This is a genomic window from Actinoplanes philippinensis, assembly GCF_900113015.1.
GTDB classification, from domain to species: Bacteria; Actinomycetota; Actinomycetes; order Mycobacteriales; family Micromonosporaceae; genus Actinoplanes; species Actinoplanes philippinensis.
In genome coordinates this window covers 496,553-512,548 of record NZ_FONV01000006.1, presented here as the reverse complement: position 1 = coordinate 512,548, position 15,996 = coordinate 496,553, and the positions used below count along the sequence as shown (strand labels likewise).

Here is a 15,996-nt window from a genome sequence, read left to right as displayed (position 1 = left end):
TCGATCGTGATCGGTCGTGAGCGGGAACTGGCCGCGCTTCGGGGGATGCTGGACACGGCCCGGGCCGGCGACACCACCACGGTGCTGCTGCGGGGCGAGGCCGGCATCGGCAAGTCGACCCTGCTCGCCGCCCTCGAACAGGCCGCGGCCGAAGCCGGCTTCCGGGCGCTGGTCTGCGCCGGTGTGCAGAGCGAGGCGTCGATCGGCATGGCCGGCCTGCATCAGCTGCTGCACGGCGCCGGCGACCGCATCGACGGCCTGCCCCCGCAGCAGCGCGACGCCTTGCGCAGCGCTTTCGGCATCGGCCCGGATGTCGCACCGGATCGGCTGCTGCTGTCGGTGGCGGTTCTGAGCCTGCTGGAGGATCTCGCCGGCGACCGGCCCCTGCTGCTGGTGCTCGAGGACGTCCAGTGGATGGACGAGCCGACCCTCGGCATGATCGCGTTCGTGGTGCGGCGGCTGCGTGAGATCCCGATCCTGGTCGTCGCCAGCTGCCGGGACGAGGCGCCCGCCCCGCTCGGCACGCTGCGCCTGCCGGAGATGGTGCTGCCCCGGTTGCCCGGTGAGGCCGCCGACCGGCTCCTCGCCGAGACGAATCCCGGGCTGGATCCGCAGACCCGCGCTCTGGTTCTCGACGAAGCCGAGGGCAATCCGCTCGCGCTGATCGAGCTGGCCCGTGGCCTGGCCGGGCACGACCCGATACAGGTGGTCGCCGCCCACCCGCGCCTGCCGCTGCCCGAGCGCCTCGAACGGGTCTTCGCCGCCCAGATCGCCGGCCAGCCCGCGGCGACCCGGGATCTGCTGCTGATCGCCGCGGCCGGCACCGGCTCCCGGCTGGACGAATTGGCACTCGGCGCCCAGCGGCGCGGGCTCGGGCTGGAGGCGCTCGCCCCGGCCGAACGGGCCGGCCTGGTCCGGGCCGACGCGGCCCAGCTGCGGTTCCGCCACCCGCTGATCCGCTCGGCCGTCTACGCGACGGCGACCGGGGCGCAGCGGATCGCCGCGCACGAGACGATCGCCGGCGTGCTCAGCGACTCCGGTGATCAGCCGCGGGCGGCGTGGCATCGGGCGGCCGCCGCCACCGGGGCCGACGAGTCGGTCGCCGCCGACCTCGACCGGGCGGCCACGGTGCTCCAGGCCCGCGGCGACACCGGGACGGCGATGCGTTCGTGGGTGCGCGCCGCCGAGCTGTCGGCGACCGGCGAGAACCGGGCACGCCGGCTCGCCTTCGCCGCCGAAGCGGCCCGCCGTGCCGGGCTCACCGCCACCGCGCTGCGACTGGCGGACGACGCGATGCACGCCTCGACCGATCCGCTGGTGCTGGCCCGGGCGGCGCTCGTCGAGGAGATCCTCGGCCTCACCACCGGTGTCGTCACCCGCGATCCCCTCCAGGTCGGCTCGATCGCGCGCCGGGCCGGGACCGGGCCGCCGTTGCCGCCCGCGGACGCCTTCCTCCCGGTGGCGCTGCTGATGAACACCGCCGCCCACTGCGCGGCCTACGGGGTCGGCCTCGACGTACGCCGGCGCATCGCCGCCGACCTCCGGGCGGTCACCGGATCGCGGGAAGGACGGCTGACCGCCGCCATCCGGGCGCTGCTGGACCCGGTCCAGGACGGCCAGGCGGCCCTGGAGGCGCTCCGCGACATGCCGCCGCTGCGGACGGCGCTCGAAGCGGTCAGTCTGGGCATCGGCGCCGAGCCGGCCCACGACTGGGCGCTGGCCGTCCGGTATCACCGGGCCGGCGCCGACCGCGCCCGTGCGGACAGCGCGATCGGCGATCTCGCCACCGCCGGCGTGATGCTCGGGCGGGCGCTCGCCGTGCAGGGACGCCTCGACGACGCGTTCGCCGCGGCCGAGGAGGGCCGCCGCCTCGCCGCGGATCTCGGCGAGCACCTGCTCGCCTCACTGGGCGACGCCGTCATCGCCCACCTGCACGCCTGGCGCGGGGACACCGGCGACTCCACCGCGGCCCTGGCCCGCAGCAGGGAACTCGGCACACCGGCCCGGGTGGAGATCACCGTGTGGCAGCGATGGACCACCGGCCTGACCGAGCTCGCCGCCGGACGGCACTGGAACGCGTACATCGAGTTGTCGGCCGTCTGCGACCGCCCGGAGCCGGGCCTGCTGGCGATCGCCGACCTGGCCGAGGCGGCGACCAGGGCGGGCTACGCGGCGTCCTTCGCCGAACGTCTGCGGGCCGCCGAGGAGTACGCCGCGACCTTCGACAGCCCGCTGATCCGGATGCTGCTGCTGCGTGCCGGAGCCCTGCTCGCCGACGACGCCGAGCCACTGTTCACCGCGGCGCTCGCGGTGCCCGGCGCGGCCGGCTATCCGTTGCAGCTGGCCCGCTCCCGCCTGGCCTACGGCGAGTGGCTGCGCCGGCAGCGGCGCATCGGCGAGGCCCGTGCCCAGTTCGCGGCGGCGGCCCGGGCGTTCGGCGAGGCGGGGGCCCGGCCGTGGCTGGCGCGTGCCGAGAGCGAGGCGCGCGCCTCGGGGGCCGTCACCGGCACGGGTGAGGTCCGCCGTGGCGTGCTGACCGCTCAGGAGCTGCAGATCGCCCGCCTCGCCGCCGAGGGTCGCACCAACAAGGAGATCGCCGACCACCTGTTCCTGTCGCATCGTACGGTCGCCGCTCACCTGTACCGCATCTATCCGAAGCTGGGCGTCACCGGCCGTGGCGCGCTGCGGGACGTGATCGGCGGGATCTGACGCGGCCACTGCATCGGCGACCACTGTTTGCCCACAACCGGCGTCCTAGCCTCAGCTCCGGCCGAGGAGAGGAACCGAACATGCCGGACAACGAGAACGAGCCGACGATCGTGCTGGTCCATGGGGCCTTCGCGGAATCGGCCAGCTGGAACGGAGTCGTCGAGCGGCTGTCCGCGCGGGGCCTGACGTCGGTGGCGGTCGCGAATCCGCTGCGTGACCTGGCCGGGGACGCCGACTACGTACGCGACGTGATCGCCTCCCTGGCCCGTCCGGTGGTGCTGGCCGGGCACTCCTACGGCGGCCAGGTGATCACGCAGGCGGCGGCCGGGAACCCGTACGTGCAGGCCCTGGTCTTCGTCTCGGCCTTCGCCCCGCAGACCGGGGAGAGCGCGCTCGAGCTGTCCGGGAGATTTCCCGGCAGCACCCTCGGCGCGGCGGTCGTCGCCCGTGCGCTGACCACCGGCGGCGCCGAGCTGTCGATCAGCGTCGAGGCGTTCGCACGCCAGTTCGCCGCCGACGCCGACCCGGCGGTGGCGGCGCTGATGGCCGTGACCCAGCGGCCGGTCGCCGAGCGGGCGCTGACCGCCGGGCTGACCGGTGAGCCGGCCTGGAGCACCCTGCCGAGCTGGTTCATCTGGGGCGACGCGGACCGTAACATCCCTGCTCAGGCGCTGCGTTTCATGGCCGAGCGGGCCAAGGGCCGTGAGCTGCGCGAGATTCCCGGCGCGGGGCATGCCCTGACGGTGTCGCAGCCGGCGGCGGTCACCGAGACGATTCTTGCGGCGGTCGCCGGGTCGTAGTGCGGCCGTGCCCGTCGCGGGCGGCGGGCTGGGGAAGCGTTCCCGGCCCGCAACCCGAAACGCCTTCACTCCCGCCATCCGAAAACGTGAACCGACTCGGCCGATGCCGCGTACCTCCTGGTGGGGACGCCGACAGGACGGAGTCGACCATGTTTCCCGCGAATACTCTGGAGACCACGCTCCTGCACGTCCGGCGCGGTCAGTCACCACCCGAGGCGCTGCTGGCCGCCCTCGCCGACCATCCGGTCTGGGTGCCGCTGCCGGCCGGCGGCCCGCTCCCGCTGACCACGATCGACGGCCGCACCTACGTGACCGTCTACACCTCCGCCGAGCAACTGGCCAAGTCCGGCGCCGGGCACCGCCGGCAGATCCGGCTCACCGGCCGCCAGCTGGCCGAACGGCTCCCCGGCGATCTGGGTTTCGCCGTGAACCCGGGGTCCGCGTCCAGCCTGCCGGTCGCCGCCGAACGGGTGCACAGCCTCCGCGCCGACCGGGCGCCGGCCGTCCTGCTCGGTGTCCCGCATCCGGAGCCGTACCACCTGCTCCAGGCCTTGGCCGGGGGATTCCAGGCCGTGCGGGGAGTCCTGGAGGCCCGCCGGGCGCTGCGCCGCATCGACGACGGACCGGAGACGCTGATGATCGGCATCCGCCCCAACCGGCAGGTCCCCACCTGGCCCGGCGAGGTCCGCGCCGCCGTCGAGTACGCCGCCCGCCTCACCCCGGTCGCCCACGACATCGAGATCGTGCTCCTGGACGAGCAGTCCTCGGTGAGCGCGTGGATGCTCGCCGAGACCGCGCCGTTCTACGCCCGCCGCTGACCCGGGCCGCCGGGTGGCCGCCGGCCGGTCAGCGCAGCGGCGCGGTGGACTCGCGGGTGATCAGCCGCACCGGGAACGTCTCCACGCCGGAGGCCGCCGTCCCGTCCATGGCGGCCGACAGACGCTGGGCCGCTATCCGGCCGAGATGCTCCAGGTTGAGGTCGATCGTGGTCAGCGGCGGCCGCGAGTTGACGGCCAGGACGCTCCAGTTGTCGAAACCGATGACGGCGACCCGGGACGGCACGTCGATGCGCTCCTCGTGCAGCACGTCGAGGACACCCCGGGCGATCTCGTCGGAGCCGGCGAAGATCGCGTCGACGTCGGGGCAGCGCTCCAGCAGCATCCGCGTCGCGCCGCGGCCCCACGCCTCCGACCACATGCCGAACCAGACCTCCCCGCCGGCCAGGGTGAGCCCCTCCTCGGTGAGCCGGTCGACAGCGCCGCGGGCCCGGTCCTGCGCGGCGCTGTAGCCGGGGTCGCCGGTGATGTGCGCGATCCGGCGGCGTCCACAGCGGATCAGATGGTCCACCGCGGTCCGTCCGCCGCCGGTGTTGTCGGTGATCAGCGACAGGTCGGCCGGATCGTCGGACGGCGCGTACGCATAAACCACCGGAACGGGCAGGTCACCGAGGGAGGGCCGGGTGTCCGGCCGGGCGCCGACCACTATCAACCCGTCGACCCGCCGGGACAGCAGCGCACGGAGATGATGCTTCTCCCGGATCGTGTCGCCGCGGGCGTCGCACAGGAACACCGACGTCTGATCCGAGCCGAACGCGTCCTCGGCGCCCATCAGGATCGGGATCGAGAACCGGCCCTCCAGGTCGGACGTGAGCAGCCCGACCGTGCCGCTGCGCTGCGTGATCAGCCCCTGGGCGAGCGTGTTGGGCGAGAAGGAGAGCTGCTCGGCGGCGCGGATGACGCGTTCCCGGGTCTCGGCGCGAACCTGCGGCTGCCCGTTGAGCGCCTTGGACGCGGTCGCGACCGAGACCCCGGCGAGTTTGGCGACGTCGCGAAGAGTGGCCCTGGACAAAGATAAATCTCCCGCGTGACGTTCGTGAAAACCTTTTCGGCCCGCTGACCGTCTGGTCAGACTAGCCCAGCCGTCGCAACTCCGAAACACAGTGCAGTCGCCGATGCCGCTGGCCGCCGCAGCGACCGCAGGGCTGACTAGAGTGTGGACAGTGGAAGTGGATCTCGAGCGGTCGGCCCGGCACCGGGCGCTGTCGGCGCGGCTGGCGGCACTCGACGACGCCGGGATCGCGGCCCTGGTGGGGGAGACGACCAGCGGCTTCGGCGGGAGCACGGCGTCGGTGGCGGTCGACGGGGAGCCGGTCTTCGTGAAGCTGGTGCCGCTGACCGACCTGGAGCGCCGCCCCGAGCACGTCGGCTCCACCGCGAACCTCTTCCGGCTGCCCCCGTTCTACCAGTACGGCATCGGTTCGGCCGGATTCGGCGCGTGGCGGGAGCTGGCCGCGCACACCATGACGACGCAGTGGGTGCTGGACGGCGCGTACGCCGGGTTCCCGCTGGTGCACCACTGGCGGGTGCTGCCGCGTACGCCGGAGCCCGTCGACCCGGCCGAGCTGGAACGCTGGGTGACGCACTGGGAGGGCGACGACGCGGTCCGGGCCCGGCTGGAGGCGATCGGCGCGTCGTCGGCCGCCGTGGTGCTGTTCATGGAGAGCATCCCGCTGACCGTCGACGCGTGGCTGACCGAGCGGGCCGCCGCCGGCGACGACGGGGCGTACGAGTTCGTCGACCGGGCCGTGCGGGAGGGGGTGGCGTTCCTGGAGTCGCGCGGCCTGATCCACTTCGACGCGCACTTCCGCAACCTGCTGACCGACGGCCGCCGGATCTACTTCGCCGATTTCGGGCTGGCCGCCCACGCCGGGTTCGAGCTGGACGCCGCCGAGGCGGCCTTCCACCGGCGGCACCACGACTACGACCGCGGCTACACGGCCGCCCACCTGGTCCGCTGGCTGGTCAGCAAGCTGCTGGACGTCCCCTGGCCGGAGGTGACGGAGCGGCTGAGGCTGCACGCGGCGGACCCGTCCGGCCTCGGCCTGCCGGAGCCGGCGCTGCGTGTGCTGCGGCGTCACCTGCCGGTCGCGCTGCTCGTCGGCGGTTTCTTCGAGGACCTGTGGCACGTCAGCAAACGCACCCCGTTCCCGGCCGGGGAGCTGGCCCGGATGCTCAGGCCGTGACGGTGTCCGTCGCCACGGCCAGGATCCCGGCCACACCGGCGGCGCGCAGCGTGTCGCGCACCACGCCGTGCGCGTTCGCCACGGCGAACGCGCGGCCGTGCCGCACCGCCACCTGACGGCCGGTGAGCAGGCTCCGCACACCGGCCGCGCCGAGGAACGGCACTGTCGCGAGGTCCACGACGACGTGCCGGACGCCGGACTGCTCGGCGGCGTTGATCAGGATGAGGCTGAGCGCCTCGCTGACGTCGTGGTCGATCTCGCCGCTGACCATGATCCGCACGCCGCCGTCACCGTCGTCGTGCTTGCACACCATGAACGGGCCGGTCATCGCTACCTTCCCTCCGTCGAAGCCCTGATTCTCCGGCACCGGGGGCCGTTTCCGGGCCAGATCACTCCGATGGTGGAGAACATCCCCCGCTTGCCCGTCCCCGACCGGGCCGACTAGGCTGCCGGAAAGCGCTTTCCTGAGGGTGAGGGAACGAATGACCGAGCTGCACGTGGACGGGACCCGGGTGGCCACCTATGTGGACACTCCCGAACTCGACATCCGTCTCGCGCCCCGCCCCTACCTGCACCCGGTCCGCACGCTGGGCGGCTCGGTCGTCACCGACGAGCTGCCGCAGGACCACCCCTGGCATCTCGGGGTCTCGGTCACCATGCAGGACGTCGACGGCGTCAACGTCTGGGGCGGGCGCACCTACGTGCGCGATCAAGGCTACATCTGGCGCGACGACCACGGGCGCGTCATCTCCGACGGCCGCACGCCGCTGCCCGGCGGCTTCGCCGAGGATCTGCGGTGGGTCGACGGGGGCGGCCGGCTCCTGCTCAGGGAGCAGCGTTCGGTCACGGCCCGCCCGGCCCCGCGCGGCTGGCGGCTCTTCTTCCGGTACGCGCTGGCGGCCCCCGCCCAGTCGGAGGTGACGATCGGCAGCCCGGCGACGAACGGACGGACCGGGGGAGCGGGCTACGGCGGCTTCTTCTGGCGCGCCACCGAGGGCGAGGCGACGGCGTTCACCCCGTCCGGCGGCGAGCCGCACGGCGCCGTCGATCCCTGGCTGGCACTGTCCGTCGAGGACGCGTACACCCTGATCTTCACCGGCCTCGACGGCGACGACCGCTGGTTCGCCCGCACCGGCGACTACAACGGCGTCTGCGCCGCCCTGGCCTGGGAGGACACGCTCACCATCAAGCCGGGCGTCCCGCTGACCAGGGAGATCACCGTGCTGGTCGCCGACGGCCGGCTGACCCGCGACGAGGTCGCCGCCGTCGTGTAGTCACCGGCCGAGCGGCGCGGCCGGCCGGTCCGCGCCGGCCGCAGACGCTCCGCCGCACGCTCCACCCACGGGCCCGCCGGCTCGCGCTGCCCGGTCGGTGACCGTTCGGCCATGCCGGGATCCTCGCCGCGGCGGCTCGTCTACCGTGACCGGGGTGGACGCCCCCAGGATCGCCGCCCAGCTGCCCCCGATCGCCGAGCTGCGGGCCCGGTGCCGAGCGATCGCCCTGCTGGACCACATCGTCGGCGGCGGCCGCTGGGACCGCTACACCTTCGCGGGCGGCTGGGCGCAGATGGACGACAACAGCGGCAACGAGTGGGAGGTCGTCTTTCCCGAGGCGGGCGCGTTCATCCGGGTCTTCGACCACGAGTCGGACATGTCGCCTTACCTCGACGACGACCTGGAGTCCTGGCCGGGCCTGGTCGACGGTCTGCCGGAGGAGTTCCGGGAGCTGCTGGAGCACGACATGTTCACCGAGGAAGGCCGGTTCATCGCCACCGCGGTGCTCTGGCGACGGCACGGCGACGACCGCTGGCACACCGGGGCGAGCCTGCGGATCCCGGACGGCGCGATCGACGGCAGCGACATGCTGGAGATCCTGCTCGACGGCACCACCGACCGGTTCGTGGCGTTCGCCTCCACCTACTACGGCCGCACCGTCGACCGGGCGGCCGTCGAGCACGTCGTCGAGGGCCGGCCGGTCACCGCCGAGGTGGTCCGCGCGCTGAACCCGGACTTCGACCCGGCCGCCCTGGACGACGTGGCGGCCGCTTCCTGAGACCCACCTGGAGAGGATCGCGCGTCCTCACCTGCCGGCGGCCACGGTCACCCGGTTCCTCGCCGCGGGCCTGATCGACGAGCCGCGCCGGCAGATCTCGCCGGTCGCCGCCGGCGCGGGGCGGCGGCTCTTCGGCCGGAACGGCTCGACGCCCGGACCGCGTCGCTGACCACCCACATCAGGTATCGCGTGGTCCGCTGACGACCCTGGTGCGCCACGGCTCGCCCCGATGCGCGAAGCTCGACGGCTATGGGGCTGAGTTTTCTGCGGTGGCTGGGACTGGCCGGCGCGTTGATGCTGGCGGGTGCCGGATGGCTCGGCGGCGCGCTGCCCGGCGCCGATCTGGAGGCCACCCCGCTCAGCGTCGCCCGGAGCACCTACGGGCCGATCATTCTCGGTCTCTGGATCGTCGGGACGGGCCTCATGGCGTATGCCTGGTGGTCCGGCCGCGACCGGCTGCCGTCCCTGCGATGGGCGATCGTGACCGCGTCGCTGTGGCTGCTGCCGTTCCTGTTCGTGCCACCGATGGGCAGCCGCGACGTTTATTCGTACGCCTGTCAGGGTGAGATGTTCACGCACGGGCTCGACCCGTACCGGCAGGGAGTGTCCGCGCTGCCGTGCACCTGGCTCGGCACGGTCGCCGAGATCTGGCGGGACACCATCACCCCGTACGGCCCGCTGTTCCTGCTGATCGCCGGCGCCGCGGTCGCCATCGGCAAGTCGCTGACCGGCATCATCGTCGTGTTCCGCCTGATCACCCTGGCCTCGATCGTCATGGTCGCGGCCTGCCTGCCGGCGCTGGCGCGCCGCTGTGGCATCGCGCCGGAGCGCGCGATCTGGGTGGCGCTCGCCGGGCCGCTGATCGGCGCGCATCTGCTGGCCGCCCCGCACAACGACGCGGTCATGATCGGGTTGCTGGTGGCGGGGCTCTTCCTGGTGGTACGCGGGAACGCCCGCCCGGTCCCGCTGCTCGCCGGGGGCGCCCTGCTCGGACTCGCCGTCGCCGTGAAGGCCACCGCGGTCGTGGTGATCCCGTTCGCCGCCCTGATCGCCATGCGCCGCGTGATCGTTCCCGGCCAGGCCGCCGTCTCGGGCCAGGCCGCCGTCTCCAACAATGGCCTCGTCTCCGACAATGGCCTCGTCTCCGGCCGGGGCCTCGTCTCCGCCCAGGGTGAAGTGCCGCCCCCGGCCGGCTGGCAGGGCTGGCGTGCCGAGATCGGCCCGCTCACGCGCGCGACGGCGCTGGTCGGCGGCTCGTCGGTGGCCGCGCTGCTGGCGGTGACAGCGGCCAGCGGCCTCGGCTTCGGCTGGGTGCCGGCCATGCAGGGCAGCACCACGATCATCCAGTTCACCTCGCCACCGACCGCGATCGGCATGACCCTCACCTACGCCGGCCAGGCACTGTTCCCCGGGTTCGACGCGGTGCCGGCGGTGCGGGCGCTCGCGCTCGTGGCGCTCACGACCGTACTCCTCATGCTCTTCGTCGCGGCCTTGCGTGACGCGGACCGGGAGCGGGCCGCCCTGCGGGGAGCCGCCTTCGGGATGGCCGCCGTGGTGCTGCTGTCGCCGGTCTTCCACCCGTGGTATGTGATGTGGCCGCTCACCCTGCTCGCCGCCGTCACCGTGCGGACCAGCGCGTTCATGTGGATCAGCATCGTGGCGGCGTTCACGGTCCTGCCCGACGGCGGTGGTCTGCCACGGTTCGTGAAGTTCCCGGGCGCGCCGCTGATGACCGTTCTGCTGATCGTGCTGGCGGTCCGGTTTTACAGGCGACGCACAGCCGTGGCACAACAGGATCCTCAGCAAGCGGCCTTTCCTTGAGTCGTCCAGCTCCCATGGCGACGAAGGATGGCCCGCATGCCCGCTCACACCCTGTCCCGCCGGTCGTTCGGCGCGGCCCTGCTCGGGGCCGTCGGCCTGGCCGTCGCCGCCGGATGCTCGCGTGGCTCCGCCTCCGCCTCGTCGACCACCGCCACCGCGGGCAGCGGGCTCTTCGACGCCACCCAGGTGCACGACATCGCGTTCACCTTCGACCAGGACGCCTACGACAAGGTGATCGACGCCTACCTCAACGACCAGTCGAAGGAGTGGCTGGAGGCGACCGTCACCATCGACGGGACGACCTTCGAGAAGGCGGGGCTGCGCCTCAAGGGCAACTCGACGCTGCGCGGGCTCACCAAGTCGGGCGCCACCGCGAGCACCGGCAACCGGGGTGGCGGGCCGGGCGGCAGCATCTCGGCGGAGAACCCACAGGATCTACCGTGGCTGGTCCGGCTCGACAAGTACACCGCGGGGCAGGCGCTCGGCGGTTACAGCGAGTTCGTGGTCCGCTCCAACAACACCGACAGCGCCCTGAACGAGGCGGTCGCCCTGGAGCTGCTCGCGCTCGCCGGGCTCGCCACCCAGAAGTCGGTCTCCACCCGGCTCAGCGTCAACGGCGGCAGCGAGGTGCTGCGGCTCGTCATCGAGAACCCGGGCGACAAATGGGACGCCGACAACTTCCCGTCGGCCGGCATCCTCTACAAGGCGGAGAGCGGCGGCGACTACTCGTACCGCGGTGACGACGCCGACAGCTACAAGGACGTCTTCGACCAGGAGACCGATTCCGACAACCCCAACCTGGCGCCGCTGGCCGCGTTCCTCAAGTTCATCAACGAATCCGACGACGCCACGTTCGCCGCCGACCTCGGCAAGCACCTCGACGTCGCCGCGTTCGCCGACTACCTGGCGGTCCAGGAGCTGATCAAGAACTCGGACGACATCGACGGGCCGGGCAACAACTCGTATCTGCGCTACACGACCGACAAGGATCAGTTCACCGTGGTCGCGTGGGACCACAACCTGGCATTCGGCGGCATGGGTGGCGGCGGCAACCGTGGTGGAGGGGGCGCTCCGGGCGGCGGACAGCCGCCGGCGGGCGGGCAGAATCCGGGCGGCGGCCAGGGCCGCCGCAACGGGGGCGGTGGTCCCGGGGGGCGCAGCAACATCCTCGTCACCCGGTTCAACGCCGACAAGACCTTCAAGGCGTCGTACGACAAAGCGCTCACCGACCTCAAGGCATCCCTCTACACCAGCGGGAAGGCCGCGTCGATCCTGCAGAACCGGGCCGCCGTGCTGACCGCGAAGGCGAGCGACCTGATCAGTACCGACACCGTCACCAGCGAGTCCGCCACCATCCAGGCCTACTTCGCCTGACCTCGGGCATCATGCTCGGCATGAGTGTCGAGCATGATCAGCCCGGCGGCGACCGGATCAAGATCTGGTTCCGGTTCGTGCCGCGGGACGGCTGGCTGCCCCACGACACCGAAGGACTGTGGGCGACCCGGCTCACCCCGGACACCGCGCGCATCGACAACGTGCCCTTCCTCCAGGACGGGGTCGCCCAGGACGACGTGGTCGCCTTCCGTACCGGATCGGACGGCAGACACTGGGCCACCGGCCGGGTCACCGCCTCCGGTCACTGCGTGGTCCGGGTGATCGCCGTCCCCGGCGGCCCCCTCGGCCGGGCGGAGACCGGTGGTCCGGCTCCGATCGGCCGGGCGGCGAGCGGTGGTTCGGCCACGTTCGGCCGGGCGGCGAGCGGTGGTTCGGCCCCGGCCGGTGGTCCGGCGGCTGCGGTGCACGGGGCGTTTGTGCGGTTCGGGCTCGGGGGCGAGGTGTTCAGTTCGGAGTTTCCGCTGGTCGCGTTCGATGTGCCGGCGGACGCGGACCTCGGCGGCATCAAGCGGCAGCTCGACGAGGGCGCGGAGCAGGGCTGGTGGCATTACGAGGTCGGCTGTGGGACCGACGCATGGTGGAGTGCCTGAAGCCGGAGCCAGCACGTGCGGATTGGCCCGCTCCGGTGGGCGGCGGCGGCCGTACCGTCGGGGCGTGACCGTGGGATTCGTCGGGCTCGGGGTGATGGGGCAGCCGATGGCGCTCAATCTCGCCCGCGCCGGGACCGAGCTGATCGTGTGGAACCGGACCCCGGAGCGAGCCGGGCCATTGCGCGAGGCCGGGGCGGTGGTGGCCACCGACCCGGCGGAGGTGTTCGCGGAGGCGGAGACCGTCATCCTGATGCTGGCCAACGATCGGGTCATCGACGCCGTCCTGGGCCGGGGCACCGGAACCTTCGCGAAACTGGTGGCCGGACGGACGCTCGTGCACATGGGCACCACCGCTCCGGCGTACTCGGCCGGGCTCGCCGCCGACGTCCTCGCGGCCGGTGGGGCGTACGCCGAAGCTCCGGTCTCTGGATCCCGCGGCCCGGCGGAGACCGGCGACCTGGTGGTGATGCTCGCCACGGCCTCCACGCCCTTCGCCTCCGCCTCCTCCGTCTCCGCCGCCTCCGTCTCCTCCTCCTCCTCCGTCTCCGCCGCTTCCGCCTCCTCCGCCTCCTCCGCCTCCTCCGGCGGGGACACGGAACTTGAGGGCCTGCTGCGTCCGATGTGCCGGGAGATCGTCCGCTGCGGCGACGTGCCCGGGGCGCTGCTGATGAAGCTGGCCGTCAATACGTTCCTGATCAGCATGGTGACGGGGCTGGCGGAAGCGTTCCACTTCGCCGAACGGCACGGCCTCGACCAGCAGACGCTGCTGGCGGCGCTCGACGCCGGGCCGATGGCCAGCGTGGTGTCCCGGGTCAAGGCGCGCAAACTGGTCGACCGTGACTTCGCGGTGCAGGCCGCGATTCGCGACGTGCTCTACAACAACGAGCTGATCGTGGCAGCGGCCCGGGAGGCGGGGTTCGTGTCGCCGCTGCTGGAGGTGTGCCGGGACCTCTACACGGAGACCGACCTGGCGGGTCATGGTGGCGACGACATGGCGGCGGTGATCCGGGCACTGCAGGCGCGATGACCTTGGCGGCTGACTCTCGGAGCGGTCACAGCGGTCTCGGGGCAGCTCTGGAAGCCGGCCGGTCTTGCGGTGGCCCGGTGCGGGCGACGGCCTGCTTCGGGTGGCGGTTGCTTTCAGGCGGTGGCCGGTTTCGGTTGGTGGCCTGCTTCGGGTGGCGGTTGCTTTCAGGCGGTGGCCGGTTTCGGTTGGTGGCCTGCTTCGGGTGGCGGTTGCTTTCAGGCGGTGGCCGGTTTCGGTTGGTGGCCTGCTTCGGGTGGCGGTTGCTTTCAGGCGGTGGCCGGTTTCGGTTGGTGGCCTGCTTCGGGTGGCGGTTGCTTTCAGGCGGTGGCCGGTTTCGGTTGGTGGCCTGCTTCGGGTGGCGGTTGCTTTCAGGCGGTGGCCGGTTTCGGTTGGTGGCCTGCTTCGGGTGGCGTTCCTTACAGACGGCGGCCGGTTTCGGGCGGCGGCCCGGCTCGGCCGGCGGCTGCTTTCGAGTGGCGGCTGGTTTCCGGTGGCTGGTTTCAGGCGACGGCCGGTTCTGGACGGTGGTGCCGGTCTCAAGCCGTGGCTGCTTCTGGGCGGTGGTGCCGGTCTCAAGCCGTGGCTGCGGCGAGCGGTGCGGTGCGGTGGTGGCGTTCGACCCGCTGGCCCCAGTAGGTGCCGGCCAGGACCAACGCGATACCGACGCCTGCTAGAACGGTCAGGTGCTCACCACCGAGACCGATTCCGATCAGTACGGCCCACACCGGCTCGGTGCCGAGGAGCAGACTTGCCCGGGCGGGTGACGTGCGGCGGATCGCCCACAGCTGGACCAGGAACGCGAAAACGCTGCAGCCCAGCGCCAGGTACAGGACCCCGAGCCATTCGCCGGCGCCGAGCCCGTCGGTGGTCAGCGGCCACGCCGCGACCGTGAACACGAACGCACCGACCACCGTCTGCGCCGTGGTGAGCGTCACCGTGTCGAACGACGGTCGCGCCAGGCGTGCGGACAGGTTGACGTGCGCGGCCCGGACCACCGCCGCAGCCAGCATCAGCAGATCGCCGACCGAGGGGGTACGCAACCCCGGCCCCGCCACCAGCAGGACCACCCCGAGCGTCGCCACCGACGCGGCCAGCAGGAACCGTCCCGGCAGCCCGCCCTGCACGACAGGGGTGAGCAGGATGGTCAGGCTGATCAGCACGCCGGCGTTGGTGGCGCTGGTCATCGACACCCCGTACGTCTCGAGCACCAGCACCGACGCCTGGGTGCAGCCGAGCAGCAGGCCGACGGCGAGTTCCCGCCGTTGCGGCCGGCGCCGCCCGATCATCAGCGGCAGCATCGCGAGCATCGACACGAGGTAGCGCAACGCCAGGACGACGAGCACCCCGGCCACGGCGGCCAGGGTCTTGGCGGCGAGATAGCTGCTGCCCCAGACGGCGGCGACAGCCAGCAGAAGGAGGTCTCCGGTCACAGCTGGAAGCATCCGGCGCGCCGATACGGTAGACAAGACGCCAACTGGTGAACCGACGATGTAGTGGAGACTTGTGGATCCGCACCACCTGAGGCTGTTGCGGGAACTCGGCGAGCGCGGCAGTGTCGCCGCCGTCGCCCGTGCGATGCACATCACGCCGTCCGCGGTGTCCCAGCAGCTGAACACTCTGCAGCGCACCGCCCGGGTGCCGCTCACCGAGCGCCGGGGTCGGCGGCTGGTGCTGACCGGGGCGGGCCGTGCTCTCGCGGCCGCCGCCGTCGACGTGATGACCGCTCTTGATCGGGCTGCCCGGGCGGTCGGCGACCATCTCGACGCGCCGGACGACCCGGTCCGCGTGGCGGCGTTCCACAGTGCCGGGCTGACCTGGTTCGCGCCGCTGATCACCCGCCTCGCCGAGATCGGTGGCCCGCCGGTCCGCTGCGCCGACGAAGATGTGGCGCACGCCGACTTCCCGGCGCTCGTCGGCGACTACGACCTGGTGGTGGCGCATCGGTTGGCGTACAGCCCGCCCTGGCCCGCCGACCGCCTCACGGTGATCCCGCTGATCGAGGAACCGCTGTACGTCGCGATGTCCGCCGATCATCCCCTGGCCGCGCGGGAGTCGCTCACCGCCGCCGAGGCCGCCCGCCGGCCGTGGGTCAGCGTGCACGAGGGCTACCCTCTGGAGGGGGTGCTGGCGGCGATCGCCGCGACGGCCGGGCGGCCGCTGGAGATCCGGCACCGGATCAACGAGTTCACCGTCGCCGCGTCGGTGGTCGCGGCGGGCGAGGTGCTCGCGCTGCTCCCGGGCCGGACCACGACCCCGGATCCGCGGCTTGCGCTGCGGCCCCTCGACGGCATCCCCGCGGCCCGCCACATCGACATCCTGACCAGGCCGGAGAGCCTGCACCGGGCAGCGGTCCGCAAGGTCGTCGAAACCCTGCGGGCCATCGCCGCCTGACCCCCGGCGATCCCGCCGGAAAGGCGACGCTCCCGCCTGGAAGGCGTCCCGGTCCGGCCGACACGGGAAGCGGCGGCCCGGCCCGGCACTGCAAGCGGTGGTCCGGCCCGGCCCGGCGCGGGAGGCGGTCCGGCCCGGCCCGGCGCGGGAGGCGGTCCGGCCCGGCCCGGCGCGGGAGGCGGCCCGCCC

General features: G+C 72.8%; 14 protein-coding genes. 11 read left to right on the top strand and 3 right to left on the bottom strand.

Annotation, left to right across the window (positions count from 1 at the left end):
- The first annotated feature begins 6 nt into the window (after positions 1 to 6).
- From BM290_RS18605 to BM290_RS18595, 3 genes are all read left to right on the top strand, one after another.
- Positions 7 to 2,709 carry an ATP-binding protein gene (locus BM290_RS18605; RefSeq protein ID WP_093615622.1) on the top strand — a complete coding sequence of 901 codons (2,703 nt, stop codon included), beginning with the start codon at positions 7 to 9 and terminating at the stop codon, positions 2,707 to 2,709.
- 80 nt (positions 2,710 to 2,789) lie between these two features.
- Positions 2,790 to 3,509 (top strand): alpha/beta fold hydrolase, encoded by a 720-nt coding sequence (locus BM290_RS18600; RefSeq protein ID WP_093615620.1) that lies wholly within the window; start codon positions 2,790 to 2,792, stop codon positions 3,507 to 3,509.
- Between the two features lie 149 nt (positions 3,510 to 3,658).
- Entirely contained in the window at positions 3,659 to 4,327 is a 669-nt protein-coding gene (locus tag BM290_RS18595; protein ID WP_093615618.1) for an enhanced serine sensitivity protein SseB C-terminal domain-containing protein, read from the top strand.
- Between the two features lie 28 nt (positions 4,328 to 4,355).
- Here BM290_RS18595 and BM290_RS18590 read toward each other — a convergent pair whose 3' ends face one another.
- Entirely contained in the window at positions 4,356 to 5,357 is a 1,002-nt protein-coding gene (locus tag BM290_RS18590) for a LacI family DNA-binding transcriptional regulator (protein WP_093615616.1), read from the bottom strand.
- A 151-nt stretch (positions 5,358 to 5,508) separates the two neighbouring features.
- Here BM290_RS18590 and BM290_RS18585 point away from each other — a divergent pair, with 151 nt between their 5' ends.
- Positions 5,509 to 6,531 carry a protein kinase family protein gene (locus BM290_RS18585; RefSeq protein WP_203779249.1) on the top strand — a complete coding sequence of 341 codons (1,023 nt, stop codon included), beginning with the start codon at positions 5,509 to 5,511 and terminating at the stop codon, positions 6,529 to 6,531.
- Here the strand turns inward: BM290_RS18585 and BM290_RS18580 are convergent.
- On the bottom strand, positions 6,521 to 6,859 hold the full coding sequence (locus tag BM290_RS18580) for an STAS domain-containing protein (RefSeq protein ID WP_093615614.1): 339 nt from the start codon (positions 6,857 to 6,859) through the stop codon (positions 6,521 to 6,523). The two genes, BM290_RS18585 and BM290_RS18580, sit on opposite strands and share 11 nt — an antisense overlap.
- A gap of 154 nt (positions 6,860 to 7,013) precedes the next feature.
- Between BM290_RS18580 and BM290_RS18575 the strand changes: the two genes are divergently transcribed.
- From BM290_RS18575 to BM290_RS18550, 6 genes are all read left to right on the top strand, one after another.
- Positions 7,014 to 7,805, top strand: coding sequence for a DUF6807 domain-containing protein (locus tag BM290_RS18575; RefSeq protein ID WP_093615612.1), 792 nt, complete (start codon positions 7,014 to 7,016; stop codon positions 7,803 to 7,805).
- Between the two features lie 154 nt (positions 7,806 to 7,959).
- On the top strand, positions 7,960 to 8,583 hold the full coding sequence (locus BM290_RS18570) for a hypothetical protein (RefSeq protein WP_093615801.1): 624 nt from the start codon (positions 7,960 to 7,962) through the stop codon (positions 8,581 to 8,583).
- 249 nt (positions 8,584 to 8,832) lie between these two features.
- Positions 8,833 to 10,404, top strand: a complete 1,572-nt coding sequence (gene mptB / locus BM290_RS18565) for a polyprenol phosphomannose-dependent alpha 1,6 mannosyltransferase MptB (RefSeq protein WP_093615610.1) — start codon at positions 8,833 to 8,835, stop codon at positions 10,402 to 10,404.
- A gap of 36 nt (positions 10,405 to 10,440) precedes the next feature.
- Positions 10,441 to 11,778, top strand: a complete 1,338-nt coding sequence (locus BM290_RS18560) for a CotH kinase family protein (RefSeq protein WP_143133823.1) — start codon at positions 10,441 to 10,443, stop codon at positions 11,776 to 11,778.
- A 20-nt stretch (positions 11,779 to 11,798) separates the two neighbouring features.
- Positions 11,799 to 12,389, top strand: a complete 591-nt coding sequence (locus BM290_RS18555) for a DUF4265 domain-containing protein (protein WP_143133822.1) — start codon at positions 11,799 to 11,801, stop codon at positions 12,387 to 12,389.
- Positions 12,390 to 12,453: 64 nt separating this feature from the next.
- Entirely contained in the window at positions 12,454 to 13,416 is a 963-nt protein-coding gene (locus BM290_RS18550) for an NAD(P)-dependent oxidoreductase (protein ID WP_093615604.1), read from the top strand.
- 572 nt (positions 13,417 to 13,988) lie between these two features.
- Here BM290_RS18550 and BM290_RS18545 read toward each other — a convergent pair.
- A complete protein-coding gene (locus tag BM290_RS18545; RefSeq protein ID WP_239143470.1) occupies positions 13,989 to 14,846 on the bottom strand; it encodes a DMT family transporter in 858 nt (285 codons plus the stop codon).
- A 73-nt stretch (positions 14,847 to 14,919) separates the two neighbouring features.
- On the opposite strand from BM290_RS18545, the gene BM290_RS18540 reads away from it, so the two are divergent.
- The gene (locus BM290_RS18540; protein ID WP_093615601.1) at positions 14,920 to 15,807 is read left to right on the top strand and encodes a LysR family transcriptional regulator; all 888 of its coding nucleotides are present in this window, start codon (positions 14,920 to 14,922) and stop codon (positions 15,805 to 15,807) included.
- Positions 15,808 to 15,996 lie beyond the last annotated feature (189 nt).

Bases quoted from the DNA above. Each gene is read 5' to 3' on its own strand.
- BM290_RS18600 (WP_093615620.1), top strand. From the start codon at position 2,790: ATGCCGGACAACGAGAACGAGCCGACGATCGTGCTGGTCCATGGGGCC.
- BM290_RS18595 (WP_093615618.1), top strand. From the start codon at position 3,659: ATGTTTCCCGCGAATACTCTGGAGACCACGCTCCTGCACGTCCGGCGC.
- BM290_RS18580 (WP_093615614.1), bottom strand. From the start codon at position 6,859: ATGACCGGCCCGTTCATGGTGTGCAAGCACGACGACGGTGACGGCGGC.
- BM290_RS18575 (WP_093615612.1), top strand. From the start codon at position 7,014: ATGACCGAGCTGCACGTGGACGGGACCCGGGTGGCCACCTATGTGGAC.
- mptB (WP_093615610.1), top strand. From the start codon at position 8,833: ATGGGGCTGAGTTTTCTGCGGTGGCTGGGACTGGCCGGCGCGTTGATG.
- BM290_RS18560 (WP_143133823.1), top strand. From the start codon at position 10,441: ATGCCCGCTCACACCCTGTCCCGCCGGTCGTTCGGCGCGGCCCTGCTC.
- BM290_RS18555 (WP_143133822.1), top strand. From the start codon at position 11,799: ATGAGTGTCGAGCATGATCAGCCCGGCGGCGACCGGATCAAGATCTGG.